Annotated in this window: 13 protein-coding genes; 7 read left to right on the forward strand and 6 right to left on the reverse strand. The window is 72.4% G+C overall.

The window, feature by feature from the left end:
- Positions 1–57 precede the first annotated feature (57 nt).
- From Dsi01nite_RS07640 to Dsi01nite_RS07650, 3 genes are all read left to right on the forward strand, one after another.
- Positions 58–2,052, forward strand: coding sequence for an FG-GAP-like repeat-containing protein (locus Dsi01nite_RS07640; protein WP_203845322.1), 1,995 nt, complete (start codon positions 58–60; stop codon positions 2,050–2,052).
- A 188-nt stretch (positions 2,053–2,240) separates the two neighbouring features.
- The gene (locus Dsi01nite_RS07645) at positions 2,241–3,386 is read left to right on the forward strand and encodes a glycosyltransferase family 4 protein (protein WP_203845323.1); all 1,146 of its coding nucleotides are present in this window, start codon (positions 2,241–2,243) and stop codon (positions 3,384–3,386) included.
- 101 nt (positions 3,387–3,487) lie between these two features.
- Positions 3,488–4,585 carry a mannose-1-phosphate guanylyltransferase gene (locus Dsi01nite_RS07650; RefSeq protein ID WP_203845324.1) on the forward strand — a complete coding sequence of 366 codons (1,098 nt, stop codon included), beginning with the start codon at positions 3,488–3,490 and terminating at the stop codon, positions 4,583–4,585.
- Positions 4,586–5,063: 478 nt separating this feature from the next.
- On the opposite strand, the gene Dsi01nite_RS07655 is transcribed toward Dsi01nite_RS07650, so the two are convergent.
- The 3 genes from Dsi01nite_RS07655 to cofD all read right to left on the reverse strand — a co-directional run bounded on the left by Dsi01nite_RS07655 (position 5,064) and on the right by cofD (position 7,908).
- Positions 5,064–5,612 carry an NUDIX hydrolase gene (locus tag Dsi01nite_RS07655; RefSeq protein ID WP_203845325.1) on the reverse strand — a complete coding sequence of 183 codons (549 nt, stop codon included), beginning with the start codon at positions 5,610–5,612 and terminating at the stop codon, positions 5,064–5,066.
- Positions 5,609–6,889 carry a coenzyme F420-0:L-glutamate ligase gene (locus tag Dsi01nite_RS07660; protein ID WP_203845382.1) on the reverse strand — a complete coding sequence of 427 codons (1,281 nt, stop codon included), beginning with the start codon at positions 6,887–6,889 and terminating at the stop codon, positions 5,609–5,611. The genes Dsi01nite_RS07655 and Dsi01nite_RS07660 overlap by 4 nt, the downstream gene beginning before the upstream one ends.
- 62 nt (positions 6,890–6,951) lie before the next feature.
- On the reverse strand, positions 6,952–7,908 hold the full coding sequence (gene cofD, locus Dsi01nite_RS07665; protein ID WP_203845326.1) for a 2-phospho-L-lactate transferase: 957 nt from the start codon (positions 7,906–7,908) through the stop codon (positions 6,952–6,954).
- Positions 7,909–8,038: 130 nt separating this feature from the next.
- Between cofD and Dsi01nite_RS07670 the strand changes: the two genes are divergently transcribed.
- Both Dsi01nite_RS07670 and Dsi01nite_RS07675 read left to right on the forward strand, forming a co-directional pair.
- Positions 8,039–9,829, forward strand: coding sequence for a hypothetical protein (locus Dsi01nite_RS07670; RefSeq protein WP_203845327.1), 1,791 nt, complete (start codon positions 8,039–8,041; stop codon positions 9,827–9,829).
- Between the two features lie 160 nt (positions 9,830–9,989).
- On the forward strand, positions 9,990–12,470 hold the full coding sequence (locus Dsi01nite_RS07675) for a bifunctional FO biosynthesis protein CofGH (protein ID WP_203845383.1): 2,481 nt from the start codon (positions 9,990–9,992) through the stop codon (positions 12,468–12,470).
- Here the strand turns inward: Dsi01nite_RS07675 and Dsi01nite_RS07680 are convergent.
- Positions 12,443–13,069 carry a signal peptidase I gene (locus tag Dsi01nite_RS07680; protein ID WP_203845328.1) on the reverse strand — a complete coding sequence of 209 codons (627 nt, stop codon included), beginning with the start codon at positions 13,067–13,069 and terminating at the stop codon, positions 12,443–12,445. The genes Dsi01nite_RS07675 and Dsi01nite_RS07680 overlap by 28 nt on opposite strands.
- A gap of 403 nt (positions 13,070–13,472) precedes the next feature.
- Between Dsi01nite_RS07680 and Dsi01nite_RS07685 the strand changes: the two genes are divergently transcribed.
- Entirely contained in the window at positions 13,473–13,730 is a 258-nt protein-coding gene (locus Dsi01nite_RS07685) for a WhiB family transcriptional regulator (protein ID WP_033364663.1), read from the forward strand.
- A gap of 46 nt (positions 13,731–13,776) precedes the next feature.
- Here Dsi01nite_RS07685 and Dsi01nite_RS07690 read toward each other — a convergent pair whose 3' ends face one another.
- On the reverse strand, positions 13,777–14,133 hold the full coding sequence (locus Dsi01nite_RS07690; protein WP_203845329.1) for a DUF3499 domain-containing protein: 357 nt from the start codon (positions 14,131–14,133) through the stop codon (positions 13,777–13,779).
- 173 nt (positions 14,134–14,306) lie between these two features.
- On the opposite strand from Dsi01nite_RS07690, the gene Dsi01nite_RS07695 reads away from it, so the two are divergent.
- Positions 14,307–14,756: a metallopeptidase family protein gene (locus Dsi01nite_RS07695; protein ID WP_033364641.1), complete on the forward strand. Its 450-nt coding sequence runs from the start codon at positions 14,307–14,309 to the stop codon at positions 14,754–14,756.
- Position 14,757: 1 nt separating this feature from the next.
- Here Dsi01nite_RS07695 and Dsi01nite_RS07700 read toward each other — a convergent pair whose 3' ends face one another.
- A complete protein-coding gene (locus tag Dsi01nite_RS07700; protein ID WP_203845384.1) occupies positions 14,758–16,092 on the reverse strand; it encodes an NAD(P)/FAD-dependent oxidoreductase in 1,335 nt (444 codons plus the stop codon).
- Position 16,093 lies beyond the last annotated feature (1 nt).

The raw sequence follows: 16,093 nt of genomic DNA on the forward strand, positions 1-16,093 counted from the left end.
CCTCCCATAGCATCTCCAATCGGGTTCCTACGTGGTGCGCGATGGGGGTATGGGGCAATGCGACGATACCGGCGGCTCAAACACGTCGCCGTCAGCGGCGTCGTCGTCGCCCTGCTGAGCACCGGTGGCGCCGTCGCCGACCCGAGCATCCCGTTCCTGCCGTCGCCGCCGCCGCTCCCGGACCTCAGCGAGCCGATCCGGTGGGCCAACCCGACGAAGGTCGAAGCCAGTCCCGGGGTGGCCACGCAGGTCACGCGGATCCCGCTGGGCAGCTTCGACCGCCCCGCCGCGGGGGTTGCCGCCGCTCCGGCCGTTGCTGAGCGGTACTCGCGGGGCGCGAAAGCCCGGACGCTCTCCGTCACCCGCGAGTCCACCGCGCCGTTCAGCGCGGTCGGCGTCACGTGGAAGGAGGCCGGCCGGATCGGCGCCGTCACAGTCGCCGTGCGCCACCATGTCCCCGGCGGTGCGTGGAGCGCCTGGCGCACCGTGGACGCCGGCGAGGCCGACCGTGACACCGCGCCCGGCCGCGCCCAGCGGGGCGGCGCCGAGCTCGTCTGGACCGGCCGGGCCGACGGCGTGCAGCTGGCCGTCACCACCACCGGCGGACCCGCGCCGCACGACATCGCCGCCGACCTCATCGACCCCGCCGAGGCGGCCAGCGACACGGTGCCGGCCGCTCCGGTCACCGAGAGTCAGCTCGTCGGGCTGCGGCCCTCCATGCCGACCATCCTGCGCCGGGCCAGCTGGGGCGCCAACGAGCAGCAGATGGACTGGCGGCCGCAGTACGCCCCGTACGTGAAGGCCGTCGCACTGCACCACACCGCCACCGGCAACGACTACACCCCGGAGGACGTGCCGAAGATCCTCCGGTCGATCTACCAGTACCAGACGGTCAGCCGCGGCTGGGGCGACATCGGCTACAACGTGCTCGTGGACCGCTTCGGCCGGCTCTGGGAGGGCCGCTCCGGCGGGCTGTCCCGACCCGTCGTCGGCGCCCAGGCCGGCGGGTTCAACACCGGCACCGCGGGCATCGCGATGATCGGTGACTACCGCTCCGTGGCCGTCCCGCAGGTGGTCCAGGAGGCCGCCGCGCAGTACACCGCCTGGAAACTTTCACTGCACCAGGCCATCGACCCGCGCGGCAGTGTCAGCCTCACCGGCGGCGGATCCACGTCGAAGTACCCGGTCGGCACCACCGTCACGGTGCCCCGGGTCTTCCCGCACCAGCAGACCAACCCGACGGAGTGCCCGGGCGCCAAGGGCCTCGCCACGCTGCCCTGGATCCGCGACCGCGCGGGCGCCCTGCTCGGCGACCTCGTCAAGCCGGAGCTCGTGCGGACACTGCTCGCGGTGTACCGGCCGAGCGACGGCACCGTGCATCTGCAGGGTGTGCCCGAACCCGTCTTCACCAGCGCCCCGAACGAGATCCCGGTCGCGGCCGACTACAACGGCGACGGCAGGAGCGACGTCGCGACCTGGTCACCGACGACCGGCAACTGGACCATGCTGCTGAGCGGCGAGGGCTACCGGACCATCCAGTGGGGCCTGCCCGGTGACGTGCCCGCACCCGCCGACTTCGACGGGGACGGCACCGCCGAGCTGGCGGTCTTCCGGCCGGCGACCGGCATCTGGTACATCAAGGGCATCGGCGAGGTGCAGCTCGGCGTGCCCGGTGACGTGCCCGTCCCGGCCGACTACACCGGCGACGGCCGGGCCGAGGTCGCCATCTGGCGCCCCTCGACCGGCCTGTGGGCGATCAAGGCGCTGCGCGAGTTCAAGGTGGGCGGACCGGGTCAGTTCGTCGCCCCCGCGGACTATGACGGCAACGGCACGATCGACGCGGCGACCTGGTCGCCGGCCACCCAGCAGTTCACCATCGACGGCCAGCCCGCCATCCGGTTCGGCGGTGCCGCCGGTCAGCCCGTTTCCGCGCAGTACGACGGCGACGGCCGGGCCGATCCGGCCGTGTTCCACGACGGCCGGTTCGACATCCGCGGTGCGGGCGGCTACGACGTCGGCGCTCCCGGTGACATCGCGATGCCGTTGAGTTGAACGTCGGTTCCGTCGACACGCCCTTGTCGCGTCGTGGACATCGATCACCCGGGGTTCGGGCGTAGGCTTTGGCTGACGTATCACGTCCGGCTCTGCCTGACGTATCGCGTCCGCTCGCGTCCGTGAGCGATCGCGAGTGATCGAGTCCGTGAGTGATCGAGTTCGTGAGTGTTCGAAGGAGACGCCAAGTGACCCCCGGCCGTCCGCCCCGCGTGCTAGTCGACGCCACGAGTGTCCCAGCCGACAGAGGCGGTGTAGGACGCTACGTCGACGGGCTCCTCGGCGCCTTGGCCGCGCTCGACGCGGACCTTGCCGTGGTCTGCCAGCGCACCGACGCAGAGCGTTACGGACGGTTACTGTCCGGTGCCCGGATCATGGCCGCGCCGGCCGCCGCGGCGCACCGCCCGGCCCGGCTCGCCTGGGAGCAGACCGGCCTGCCGATGCTCGCCCAGCAGGTCGGCGCCCAGGTGCTGCACTCGCCGTTCTACACGTGCCCGCTGCGCGCCGGCTGCCCCGTCACGGTCACCGTCCACGACGCCACCTTCTTCACCGAGCCGGAGCACTACGACAAGTCCCGCCGCACCTTCTTCCGTTCGGCGATCAAGACGTCGCTGCGCCGCGCCGGCCGGGTGATCGTGCCCAGCAAGGCCACCCGGGACGAGCTGATCCGCCTCCTGGACGCCGACCCGACCCGCATCGACGTCGCCTACCACGGCGTCGACCCGGACGCGTTCCACGCGCCGAGCGACGACGAGAAGGCCCGCGTCCGGGCCCGCCTCGGTCTCGGCACGACCGAGTACATCGCGTTCCTCGGCGCCAAGGAGCCCCGCAAGAACGTGCCCAGCCTCATCCGCGGCTGGATCTCCGCCGTCCGCGACCGGCCCGACCCGCCGGCCCTCGTCATCGCCGGCGGCCAGGGTCACGACGACGAGATCGACGGCGCCCTCGGCGAGGTCCCCAGCCACCTGCGCCTCCTGCGCCCCGGTTACCTGCGCTACGCGGACCTGCCCGGCTTCCTGGGCGGCGCCGTCGTCGCCGCCTACCCCTCCTTCGGTGAGGGCTTCGGCCTGCCGATCCTGGAGGCCATGGCCTGCGGCGCGCCGGTGCTCACCACGCCGCGCCTGTCACTGCCCGAGGTCGGCGGCGACGCCGTGGCGTACACCGGCCCCGGCACCGACGAGATCGCCCGCGACCTCACCGCCCTCCTCGACGACGACGAGCGCCGCAACGCCCTGGCCAAGGCCGGTGCCGCCCGCGCCAAGGAGTTCACCTGGGAGTCGAGCGCCGAGGTGCACCTCGCGGCCTGGGCCCGGGCCGCCGCCCCGCGTGGTTAGGCACCCCACGTCACCTTCTGAAACCCCGTCAGGCGATATTGGTAATGGATATGACACCGCCGAGTTGCTGGAATGCATGCTCGCCTGGGCATGATGAGGCTGTGTTCTACGCGGTCATTCCTGCAGGAGGCAGTGGCACGCGGCTCTGGCCGCTGTCGCGAGCCGGTCATCCCAAGTTCCTCCACGCGCTCACCGGCACGCCGTTGTCGCTGCTCCAAGCGACCTACGGCCGGCTGAGCGACCTCGCGACGCCGGAGACCACGTTCGTGGTGACCGGCGTGGCGCACGCGGCGGCCGTGGCCCGGCAACTCCCCGGCCTCCCCGAGGGCAACATCCTCGTGGAGCCCACCCCCCGCGACTCGTGCGCCGCCATCGGCCTCGCCGCGGCGGTCATCGCCCGCCGCGACCCGCACGCCGTCATGGGCGCCTTCGCCGCCGACCAGCTGGTCCGCGACGTCCCCGCCTTCACCTCCGTGTTGCGGGCGGCGATCCGCGGCGCCGAGGACGGCCTGCTGATGACCATCGGCATCACCCCGACCCACCCCGAGACCGGCTATGGCTACCTCCACGTCGGCGAGCCCACCGGCTCGGGTGACGTCTGCAAGGTCGCCTCCTTCGAGGAGAAGCCCGCCCTTCCTCTCGCCCAGGCCTACGTCGACTCCGGCGAATACCTGTGGAATGCCGGCATGTTCGTCTGGCGCGTCGACGTCTTCCTCGACGAACTCGCCCGCCAGCAGCCCTCGCTGCACGACGGCCTGACCCGCATCGCCGAGGTCTGGGACACCCCCGACCGTGAAGAGATCCTCGCCCAGATCTGGCCCGACCTCACCAAGATCTCCGTCGACTTCGGCGTCATGGAGGGCGCCGGCGTCGCGGGCCTCGTCGGCACCGTCCCCGGCCAGTTCGGCTGGAACGACGTCGGCGACTTCCACACCCTCGGCGAGCTCCTCGAGACCGACACCGCGGGCAACGTGGTCGTCAACCTCGACCCATCGGCCCCCACCGGCGTCATCATGCAGGACGCCGAACGCGTCGTGGTCGTCCCTCAGTCGGGCCGCCTGGTCGCCGTGGTCGGCGTCAACGACCTGATCGTCGTCGACACCCCGGACGCGCTGCTGGTCTGCCCCCGCTCCCGCGCCCAGGACGTCAAGAAGCTGGTCGACAGCCTGAAGGAACGCGGCTCGGCCGAGCTCCTCTGACGTTGCAGATTCGGGTGCACGCCCGCGGCCGTAGATTCTCCAGCCCTCGTGTCAAGGCGGGCTGAGGCACCCGATTCGGCGTGTGTGATGTCCGGATGGGGCGATTTGCGGGCTCGCGCCCGCAGTGCTTGTTGCGGCGCCCCTTGTGCTGGTGGGGCGGGTCATGGCGCGCTGGTCGCCATGGCCTTGTGCTTACGGGCCGGTCGTGGTGGGCTCGCGGTCCTGGTTGCGGCGCCTTTGTGCTGGTTGGGCTGGTCGCCGTGGCCTCGCGTCGGTGGGGTTTGGTCGTGGCGGCCGGTCGTGGTGGGCTCGCGCTCGCGGTGCTGGTCCCGGCGCCCTTGTGCCGGTGGAGCCGGTCGCGACGGGCCGACCGTGGCGGCTTCACCCCGGTGCTGGTCGCGCCGCCCAGGTGCTTGCAGGGCCTGGTTGCGGCGGTCTTGTGCTCGGGGCTCGTCGTGGCGGGGGCTGGTGCCCTGGGTCAGGTGCGTCTGGCCCAGGCGAGCGCCGGGGCCACCAGTGGCTCGGTGGCGCCGGCGAGAGGGGTCGGCAGGTCGTCCGGGGCGAACCAGCCCAGCGCCGCGGACTCGGTGCTCACCGTTTCGACGGCACCGGCGGGGGCGATGGCGGCATAGCGGATGTCGTAGTGCAGGGACGGGACGCCGGCGCACTGGACGTGGTGGACGTCGAGGTCGATCGGGGCCTCGCTGATCCGCAGCCCGGCGATGCCCGACTCCTCGGTCGCCTCGCGCAGCGCGGCGGCGGCCATGCTCGTGTCGCCGGGCTCGCAGTGGCCGCCGAGCTGGACCCAGCGCTTGATCCGGCCGTGCAGGCACAACAGGACCCGCTCGGCGGTCGAGTCGACGACCAGGGCGCTCGCCGTGACGTGGGCGCCCGGGTGCTCCCGCCACACCGTCGAGGTGTCCCGGAGGACGAACTCGATGAACCGGCGCCGGGTCGCCTCGGCCTCCTCGGTGGGGGCTGTCCACTGGGTCAGCACCGCGAGTGCGTCATCGTGCAACGTCGTCATAGTGACGGCAGGCTACCGCGACCGATGGTGAGCACGCCGAGGGGCACGCCACCTTCCGGGACATCGATCCCGGAAAGGTCGACCTGATCCAGCTCCAGCCAGCCGGAGGGCACCCCGTCGGCGGCGAGCCGGGCCCGGATCCGCTGGACCTCCATGCCGGCCTCCAACGCCCGTCGCAGATCCCCGGCCGGCGCCCACACCAGCAGCGACTCCCCAACCAATGCGCCCGGCCCGGCAACCGTCGCCGGCCCGGCGACGGCACCCGGCCCGGCGACGGCGACGGCACCCGGCTCCGCGACGGCACCCGGCTCCGCGACGGCAGCCGGAGTCGAGGAGACCGGCGTGGCGCCGGCAGACGCAAGCTCGGAAGCCGAACGCTCGGAAGGTAAACGGTCGGAAGGTAAGCGTTCGGAAGCCGAACGATCCGCGAGCAGGGCGGCGGAAGGGACGGGTGGAAACACGAGCGGTGGGGTGTCGCGGATGTCGGCCGCGGCGCGCAGGCCCTTGGCGACGGCCTCGGCGGTGCCGAGGGAGAACAGGTCGGCGTCGGCGCCGCGGATCAGGGCGGCCGCACCGATGCCGGGGCCGTCGGCGCGGATCGGCAGGCCGCGCACGACCGCCACCGGGACCTGGCCGGTCTTGCCCTTGACCAGGTCGGCGGCGCCGGCGAGCTCGTCGATCACGGCCATCTGGGTCAGCTGGAGCTCGTTGCCATACGGGTCGAGCACGCCGCGGTAGTCGGTCACGGCGTCGATGCCGGCGGCGCCGATGGCGACGTCGGTCAGGCCCATGCGCCAGGGGCGGCCCATGGTGTCGGTGACGACGACGGCGACCCGCAGGTCGAAGCGGTCGCGCAGCTCGTCGCGCAGCCAGCGGGCCGAGGCGTCGGGGTCCTTGGGCAGCAGCACGAGCCGGGTCGGCTCCACATTGGACGCGTCGATGCCGGCGGACGCGAGCACGAAGCCGTGATGGGTCTGCACGATCTGCGTCGCGCCGCGGCGGGCGACGACCCGGGACGTCTCGGCGCGCAGGATCGCCTCGCGGGCGGTCTCGCGGGCCGGCTCGTCGAGGGGCACGTCGACCAGCTGCCCCTCGGCCTTGCTGACGATCTTGCTGGTGACGACGAGGATGTCCCCGTCGGCCAGCCACGGCGCGGCGGTCGTGATCAGCGCGGCCAGGTCGTCGCCGGGGCGGACCTCGCCGATGCCGGTGACCGCCCGCACCTCGAACCCGACGGCCACCGCCGCGCCCCCGCCGACCAGCTCCGGGCCGGCCATGCCGGTCCCTTCGCCGCGCTCCGGGCCGGCCACGCCGCCACCTCCGCTGCGCTCCGGGCCGGTCATGCCACGCCTGCCAGGGACAGCGCCTCCCGGACGATCGCCGAGGTCGCGGGCACGTCGGTCATCCACAGGGGGCGGGCGCGGACGGTCAGGCCGGGCACCTCGACGCCGGTGTCGGTCTCGTCGACCAGCCAGCCGTCGAGGATGCCGCCGGACGAGCGGGCGCCGAACAGGCCGCCGACGCCGGCGGGGCTGCACTCGACGCCCATCACGGCGAGGCACTTGTCGGCCATGCCGCGCACCGGGGCGGTGCCGATGATGGGGGACACCCCGACGACCGGGGCGGTGCCGGTGGCGACCGCCTCGCGGATCGCGGGGACGGCCAGGATCGGCGCGACGGAGACGACCGGGTTGCTGGGGGCGACCAGCACCACGTCGGCGGCGGCGAGCGCGTCCAGCACACCCGCGGCCGGCTTGGCGGCCTCGGCGCCGACGAACACGAACCGGGACGTCGGGATCTCCGCCCGGTGACGGATCCACCACTCCTGGAAATGGATCGCGCGGCTGGCGCCGTCGACCTCGACGACGGCGTGCGTCTCGACCCGGTCGTCGCTGGCCGGGAGCATCCGGATGCCGGGCTGCCAGCGGTCGCAGAGCGCCTCGGTGACGGCGGACAGCGGATAGCCCGCGTCGAGCATCCGGGTGCGCACCAGGTGGGTCGCGATGTCCTTGTCGCCGAGGCCGAACCAGGTGGGCTCCGCGCCGTAGGCGGCGAGCTCCTCCTTGACGGTCCACGTCTCGCCGACACGTCCCCAGCCGCGCTCCGGGTCGGCGCCGCCGCCCAGTGTGTACATGACGCTGTCCAGGTCGGGGCAGATCCGCAACCCGTGCAGGGTCACGTCGTCGCCGACGTTGACCACCGCGGTGACCTCCGCGCCCAACTCCTGCCCCACCGCGCGCACTCCGAGAAGGAAGCGCGCGCCGCCGATCCCGCCGGCCAGAACCACGATCCGCATGTCAACCATCCTGCCCCACGGGTATGACAGTTCCGGTGCCGGCCGGGACCGACCACGCACGCGGATTTTCCGTTCGAGGGCTAGGCTGCGAGCGACCTGTCGCGTGACCGCTAGATCTTGGGGAGAGCCAGTGAGCACCCAGCCACCCGATCCGACCTCCTCGGCGGGGCCGCACCCGGCCTACGCCGCCGGACCGGCCACCTCGTCGTTCCAGCCGCAGCCTCAGCCGCAGGCTGCCCCCACGCCGCAGGGTGCACCCGCCCCGGCGCCGGTCGACGTGAAGAAGGCCCGTGCGCTCACCCTGCCGTATCGCGAGCTGGCGGCGTTCGTGCTGCTCGGCGTGGTCGCGGCGTTCCTGCTCGCCGGGCTCATCTCGCTGCTGACGACCCTCACCGGTGAGTTCCTGAGCAACGCGGGCATTGCGTTCGGCACCTTCGTATCGATCGAGACGATCGCGCTGCCGATCCTCGCGGTGCTGATCGCGACCCACATCGACCCGGTGGTGCCGAAGGCCAGGACCATCGTCCTGATCGCGCTCGTGGAGTATGCGGTCGCGGCCCTGTTCGGGCTGGTCATGCTGCTCGCCAGCCTGATCGGCGATCTGCGTCCGGATTCGGTGCGGGTGGGGATCGCCCTCGCCGTCTTTCTGACCCGGCTGGGGGGTCTCGCCCTGCTCGGGCTGGGCCTGTTCCTGGTCATCCGGATCTACCTCGGCGCCTACGCGCCCCCGAAGCCGGCGCCGGGCGTCTACGGCCAGCCCGCGTACCCGTACGGCCAGCAGGGCTACCAGTACCCGCCGCAGCAGCAGTACGCGCAGCACCCCGGCTACCAGCAGCAGCCCGGCGCCGCCCCGCAGCAGGGTTACCAGCAGCAGCCCTACCAGCAGCAGCCGGCGACCGGCAGCTGGACGAACCCGGCGACGACGGGCACCGGACAGGTCGTCCCCGCCGCCGCCCAGCAGGCCTACGCCACGCAGCCGATCAACCACCCCGCGGCGCAGGCGTCCGGAGCACCCGCACCGGGCTACAACCAGCAGGCGGCCGCGACCGGCTACAACCAGCAAGCGGCCTACAACCCGGCGGCTCCCGCGGCCGGCGCGCAGGCGACCGGTGCCCCGGCGTTCACGGCGCCGGCGTCCGGTGCGCCCGTGTACGCCCCGCAGCCCGAGACGACCGGATCGACCGAGCCGGTGTCGGCGGCTCCCGCGTCGACGCCGCCGCTGAGCTCGCCGTTCGCGACGTACACGGCGCCCTCGGTCACCCAGCCGGTGTCGGCGCCGCCGGCCACCCCGCCGGTCTCGGCGCCCCCCGCGACGAGCCCTGCCGACACCACGACCGACAACACGGCCGGAAACCCGGCGCCGGCCACCTCCGAGACCGCCACGCCTCCGGGTGGCTTCGCGGCGGCGGGCTGGCCGGGCGGGTCCTCGACCCACCCGACCTCAGGTGCCGCGACGGGCGAGCCGGTGGCGCAGCAGCCGGTCGAGGACGCCACCGACGGCGCCGCCTCACCGTTCGGCAAGACCGGTGCGTTCCCGGCGGCGCAGGAGCCGGAGACCCAGGCGGCCCCGGTCAGCATCGCGAAGGCCGACGCCGACCCTGACGCCACCGCCGCCTACACGCCGGTAACGGCCCCGGCAGCGGACGACCAGCCGGCAGCGGAACAGCAGCCGGCAGCGGAAGAGCAGCCGGCGCAGAGCACCGACGCGGACGCCACCCAGGCGCACCCGGCGGCGGCCGACCCGGACGCCACCACGGCGTTCACCCCGGCCGGTCACCCGGCGCCCGCCGGTCAGGACGACCCCGACGCGACCACGGCCTTCACGGCACCGGCCGCCGGGCACACCGCCCAGCCCGGCACCGACGATGAGGGCGACGGCGACGACACCCAGCGCACCCAGGTGATCCCGCCGAAGTCCTGAGCACCCGCGAACCGATCAGCTGTGGGCATCCGCAAAGAACGCCGCGGGTGCCCACAGCCGTAAGGAGAACAGTCACATCGGGTGCGTGGGCGTATCGGCCCGGCGGCGGCCTACGCTGCAAAGCGTGACGTCTGTAGTCAGAGGTACCGAGGGCAACGCCATGCGCCGGGCGCTGCGCCGCGCGGCGGACGGCCGTGCCCTCGACGTGACCGAGGCCGCCGTGCTGCTCACCGCGCGGGACCAGGCCCTCGACGACCTGCTCGCCATCGCGGGCGCGGTCCGCGACGCGGGTCTTGCCGACGCCGGCAGGCCGGGCGTCGTCACGTATTCCAGGAAGGTCTTCATCCCGCTCACCCGGCTGTGCCGGGACCGGTGTCATTACTGCACGTTCGCGACGGTGCCGCACCGCCTGCCCAGTGAGTACCTGGAGATCGACGAGGTCCTCGCGATCGCGAAAGAGGGCGCGGCGCAGGGCTGCAAGGAGGCCCTGTTCACCCTCGGCGACCGCCCGGAGGACCGCTGGGACCAGGCGAAGCGCTGGCTCGACGAGCGTGGCTACGACTCGACCCTGGACTACCTGCGGGCCTGCGCGGTCGCGGTGCTGGAGGAGACGGGCCTGCTGCCGCACCTGAACCCCGGCGTGCTGTCGTGGGCGGAGCTGCAGCGGTTGAAGCCGGTCGCGCCGAGCATGGGCATGATGCTGGAGACGACCGCCACCAGGCTGTGGTCGGAGCCGGGCGGCGCGCACTACGGCTCGCCGGACAAGGAGCCCGCGGTCAGGTTGCGGGTCCTGGAGGACGCGGGCCGGGTCGGGGTGCCGTTCACGACCGGCATCCTGATCGGCATCGGCGAGACGATCGAGGAGCGCGCCGAGTCGCTGTTCGCGATCCGCAAGGCGATGCGGGAGTTCGGCCACATCCAGGAGGTCATCGTCCAGAACTTCCGCGCGAAGCCGGACACGGCGATGCGTGGCATGCCCGACGCGGAGCTGCACGAGCTGGCCGCGACGGTGGCGGTGGCGCGCCTCGTGCTGGGCCCGAAGGCCAGGATCCAGGCCCCGCCCAACCTCATCGACGACGAGCACGGCCTGCTGCTGCGGGCCGGCATCGACGACTGGGGCGGCGTCTCCCCGGTCACCCCCGACCACGTCAACCCCGAACGCCCCTGGCCGGCAATTCAGGATTTGTCCGAAAAATCCGAGCAGCACGGCTTCACCCTCAAAGAGCGCCTCACCATCTACCCGGAGTACGCCAAAAAAGGCGTCCCGTGGATCGACGAGCGGCTCGCGGGCCACGTCACGGCCCTCATGGACCCCGACACCGGCCTGGCGAAGGAGGACACGAAGCCGGTAGGACGCCCCTGGCAGGAGCCCGACGGCGGCATCCAGAGCAGCGGCCGCACCGACCTGCACGAGACCATCGACACCGACGGACGCACGGCTGACCGCCGCGGCGACTTCGACGCCGTCTACGGTGACTGGCAGGAGGTGGCCACTCGAGTGGTCACCAAACAGACAACGCATCTCGACAGTGAAGTCCACAGTGGACTGAAGTTGGCCGGGAGCGAGCCCGGCAAGCTGCTGCTGCCTCGATACGAGGCCGAGGCGCTGGCCTTGTTCAATGTGGACGGTGCGGGACTGGAGGCGCTGGCGCGCATCGCCGACGACCTGCGCCGCGAAGCGGTCGGCGACGACATCACCTACGTGATCAACCGGAACATCAACTTCTCCAACGTCTGCTACGTCGGCTGCCGGTTCTGCGCGTTCGCCCAGCGGGAGCGCGACGCGGACGCGTACCGGCTGTCCTACGAGGAGGTCGCCGACCGGGCCGAGGAGGCCTGGGAGGCCGGCGCCGGCGAGGTCTGCATGCAGGGTGGCATCGACCCGAAGCTGCCCGTCGGCGCATACGCGGAGCTGGTCCGGGCGATCAAGGCCAGGGTCCCGGGCATGCACGTGCACGCGTTCAGCCCGATGGAGATCGTGACGGCCGCGTCGAAGGCCGGTGTGTCGATCCGCGACTGGCTGAGCCAGTTGAAGGAGGCGGGCCTGGACACGATCCCGGGCACCGCCGCGGAGATCCTCGACGACGAGGTCCGCTGGGTGCTCACCAAGGGCAAGCTGCCGACGTCGGCCTGGGTCGAGGTGGTGACGACCGCGCACGAGCTGGGCATCCGGTCGAGCTCCACGATGATGTACGGCCACGTCGACCACCCCGGCCACTGGCTCGGCCACTTCCGGGTGCTCGCCGGCATCCAGGACCGCACGGGAGGCTTCACCGAGTTCGTGGCGCTGCCGTTCGTGCATCACAGCGCGCCGATCTACCTCGCCGGCATCGCCCGGCCGGGGCCGACCTGGCGCGACAACCGGGCCGTGCACGCGATGGCCCGGATCCTGCTGCACGGCAGGATCGACAACATCCAGTGCTCCTGGGTGAAGCTCGGCGACGAGGGCACGGTGGCGATGCTCAACGGCGGCGCCAACGACATCGGCGGCACCCTGATGGAGGAGACCATCTCGCGGATGGCCGGCTCGGAGCACGGCTCCGCGCGGACCCGGGAGGAGCTGGAGGCGATCGGGAAGGCCGCCGGCCGTCCGGTGCGCCAGCGCACCACCACCTACGGCGAGGTCGCCGCCAGAACGTAGACGCGGCCAGTATGTAGGACGCCGGGGGTGAACTCCGGATGATTCGCGCCAGGGGTGAGGACGCCGGCCGGCCTCACCCCGGGAGTAGACGCACCGGGTGAAATCGCATCGGTGGGACGGGCGCCGGTCGTGGGCACCATGGCCACGACCGCGACAAGGCCGCCGAGCACGAAGATCCGCAACAGCCGCCGGCGGGGCCAGACGATTGCCAGGATCAACGCGCCGCCGGCGACCTTGAACGGGTGCGTGCGGAGCTGGACGACGGGCCAGCCGACGTGCGGCAGGATCAGGCGGACCGGCCCGATCACCTGTCTTCGCTCGATCGGGCGGGCGTCCGCGCGCTGGTTCGCGTCGCCCTTGACCGTGAATGTGCCGTCCTCTGCCTGGGCGACAACCCGGTGCGTGACCAGCCCACGCGGGTCGGTATAGGTGACGATCTCATAGACGGCCAAGGATGTCGCGGTCGGATCGACGAGGATCAGATCCCCGGCGTGCAGCGTCGGCGACATCGACTCCGACGTGACGACGTAGGGCTTCCAGCCGAGGCCGACGATGCCGACCGTGAACAGGACGACGCTCACCGCGGCGCCGAGCAGCAACCGCCTGATCACGACGGTATCCCAGGACAAGCGCAGAACTCCAGGTTTCCCCGCACATCGGCGTATTTCGGCCGCCGATCGGGGTGCTTGAGCAAACTCGCCGAGAGTCTTCCGGCGCGTCCGGCGTGTCGCCCGTTACCTCCGGCGGGGCTTGCTCGGTATGGGTACGGCACGGGGTGCAAGCGATCGCCCGAGCGGGCCTATTTATCAGGTTCGGCTTGACGACGCACGCATTACACGCGTGTAATTTCACGGGGGATGTTCGAGGGGATGACCGAAAGTTGGGCATCTTTCGGACATAAAGAAACACCGCGCCGAGGAACAGCAACCTTGTAGGACATGCGCCTTCCGCGTGGGGGGTTGCGCCGGCATCGTCGCCGGCGCGCAAGAAGGAGGCACGCTGATGGACGGCCGACCAGTCGTGGCCGACCTGCTGGGTAACGCTCCGGAGTGGCAAGAACGCGCTTTGTGCTCGCAGACCGACCCGGAGGCATTCTTTCCGGAGAAGGGTGGGTCAACCCGAGAGGCCAAGCGCATCTGCTCACGCTGCGAGGTCCGGGCGGACTGCCTGGAGTACGCGCTGGGGCACGACGAGCGCTTCGGGATTTGGGGTGGGCTCTCGGAACGCGAGCGTCGCAAGCTCAAACGACGCGCCGCCTAGCAGGTCGCAGGTTTGTGAGGGGTTCCGGCCGCGAGGCCGGGACCCCTTATGCGTCCGGGGGGATCACCCGCAGGTGACCGCGGCGGCCCTGCTGGTGCGGGTGGTTGCCGGGGTCCTCCTTGTGCGGCGCGGGGCGGGCGGCCTCGCGGACCGCCTCGGCGAGCGCGAGCAGATCGTCGTTGGAGGGCGGCGGGGGACCGTATTCGCCTTCGTGCCGGACCAGGTCCCAGCCCCGCGGCGCGGTCAGGCCGCGAGCGTGGGATTCGCACAGGTCATAGGAGTGCGGCTCGGCGAAAGCCGCGAGCGGACCGACAACTGCGGTCGATTCGGCATAAATGTACGTCAACGTCGCAACGGGCTGTCGGGGGCATCCGTTGCGCGAGCATCGACGTGGGGTCCTCACGGCCGAACCGTATCGTCCCGTGGGCCTGAGCCCAACCCCGAAGCCGTACGACACGCCGTGGTGACCACGCCGACACGCCCTTCCGGTTGACGAGCGGCCCCCCGAAGTGGCATGGACGATCGCGACGTGGCGCCGAGACGCTGCCGTGTCAGTTGTGGCGCTACGCTGACAGCGTGGCGAGCCCTGATCGACGACGCAGCGGACCGGGACGGCGTGGCCGCGACCGGCACGGTCGGGGGCTGCGCGGGCGGCTGGTGCCCGCCTCGCTGCCGATGTCCAGGACCCGTGCGGAGATGTTCGACGACCTGGTGCTGGACTCCGTCGAGCAGCTGGAGCAGCGCTTCGCCAACGAGCTGGCCGGCGTCGAGTTCGCCGTCGAGGACGTCCCGCCGGACCTCAACGTCTACGACTCCGACGTCCTGGAGGACGGCGAGGTGCCCCTCGCCAGGCTGCTGCCGGGCCGCCCCGGCAGGCACGGCGTCCCGCCGCGCATCGTGCTCTACCGGCGCCCGCTGGAATTCCGGGCCGCCGACCACGACGACCTCGCGGACCTCGTGCACGACGTCATCCTGGAGCAGGTGGCCAACCTGCTCGGGGTGGCTCCGGAAGATCTGGAACCGTAGGTCACCCACCGAGCACCCTCGCCATCAGCGCGGCCCGGCGCGACGGGCGGCCGGTCCGTGACTCCGACGCGTCCGCGCCGGTCATCACCCGCAGGCTGGTGTTCACGCCCAGCCAGCGCAGCGGCTCCGGCTCCCACCTCGGCGAGCGGTGCCCCACCCACGGCAGGCCGACCAGCGGCGAGTCCTCCTTGCGGATCAGATCGGCGAGGGTACGGCCGGCGAGGTTGGACGTGCCGACGCCGTCGCCGACGTAGCCGCCCGCCCAGGCCAGTCCCGTGACGGGGTCGAGGCCGACGGACGCCATCCAGTCCCGGGCGATGCCCAGCGGGCCGCCCCACGTGTGACCGACCTCGACGGAGCCGAGCGCCGGGAACAGCTCACCCAGGACCCGCCGCAGCTCGGCGAACACCCGCGGCGACGCGTCGAACGACGGCGCGACCGCCGACCCGAAGTGGTACGGCGCGCCCCGCCCCCCGAACGCGAGCCGGTCGTCGGCGGTGCGCTGCCCGTAGATGATGAGGTGCCGGTGGTCGGAGAACGTCTCGCGCCCCGCCAACCCGGCCGAGGCCCAGAACGACGCCGGCAGCGGCTCGGTCGCGATCATCAGCGAGTAGACGGGCGCGATCGCCCGGCGCAGCCCCGGCAGCCGGGGCGTGAACCCCTCGGTGGCCCGCACCACGATCGGCGCCCGCACCGTCCCGTGTGGAGTGTCGGCGCGCCCGGCGGTGATGGACGTGACCGGGGTCCGCTCGTGCAGCCGCACCCCGAGCCGCTCGACCGCGGCTGCCAGGCCACGCACCAGCTTGGCCGGCTGGATCGCGGCGCAGTGCGGCGTGTACGTGCCACCGAGCACGTCGGTCGCCCCGACCCGTTCGGACGCCTCGGCCGCGGACAGCAGCCGCAGGTCGATCCCGAGACCCTGCGCCTCGGCGACCTCGTGTCTGGCCCGCTCCAGCTGTACCGCCGACCGGGCCAGCACGACCGTCCCGCCCTTGACGTAGTCGCAGTCGATGCCTTCCAGCGCCGCGACCCGCCCGACCTCGTCCACTGTGGACTCCATCGCGGCGTTGAGCGCGAGCGCGGCGGGCAGGCCGTGGCTGCGGGCGAGCGCGGGCACCGACCTGGGGAACAGCGCCGAGCACCAGCCGCCGTTGCGGCCGCTGGCCCCGAATCCCGCGGTCTCGGCCTCCAGGACCACGATCCGCAGCGACGGGTCGGCCTTGGCGAGGTAGTACGCGGTCCAGAGTCCCGTGTACCCGGCGCCGACGATGGCGACATCGGCATCGGCGTCGCCGGGCAACGGGGCGCGCGGCGGCACCGGAGGGAGCACGGACATC

Source organism: Dactylosporangium siamense, from assembly GCF_016862795.1.
GTDB lineage: Bacteria > Actinomycetota > Actinomycetes > Mycobacteriales > Micromonosporaceae > Dactylosporangium > Dactylosporangium siamense.

Coding starts and splice junctions, on each gene's coding strand:
- Dsi01nite_RS07660 (WP_203845382.1), bottom strand. CDS start 6,889: ATGGCCGGCCCGGAGCTGGTCGGCGGGGGCGCGGCGGTGGCCGTCGGG.
- Dsi01nite_RS07640 (WP_203845322.1), top strand. CDS start 58: ATGCGACGATACCGGCGGCTCAAACACGTCGCCGTCAGCGGCGTCGTC.
- cofD (WP_203845326.1), bottom strand. CDS start 7,908: ATGCGGATCGTGGTTCTGGCCGGCGGGATCGGCGGCGCGCGCTTCCTT.
- Dsi01nite_RS07655 (WP_203845325.1), bottom strand. CDS start 5,612: ATGACGACGTTGCACGATGACGCACTCGCGGTGCTGACCCAGTGGACA.
- Dsi01nite_RS07685 (WP_033364663.1), top strand. CDS start 13,473: ATGGACGGCCGACCAGTCGTGGCCGACCTGCTGGGTAACGCTCCGGAG.
- Dsi01nite_RS07675 (WP_203845383.1), top strand. CDS start 9,990: ATGCGCCGGGCGCTGCGCCGCGCGGCGGACGGCCGTGCCCTCGACGTG.
- Dsi01nite_RS07700 (WP_203845384.1), bottom strand. CDS start 16,092: ATGTCCGTGCTCCCTCCGGTGCCGCCGCGCGCCCCGTTGCCCGGCGAC.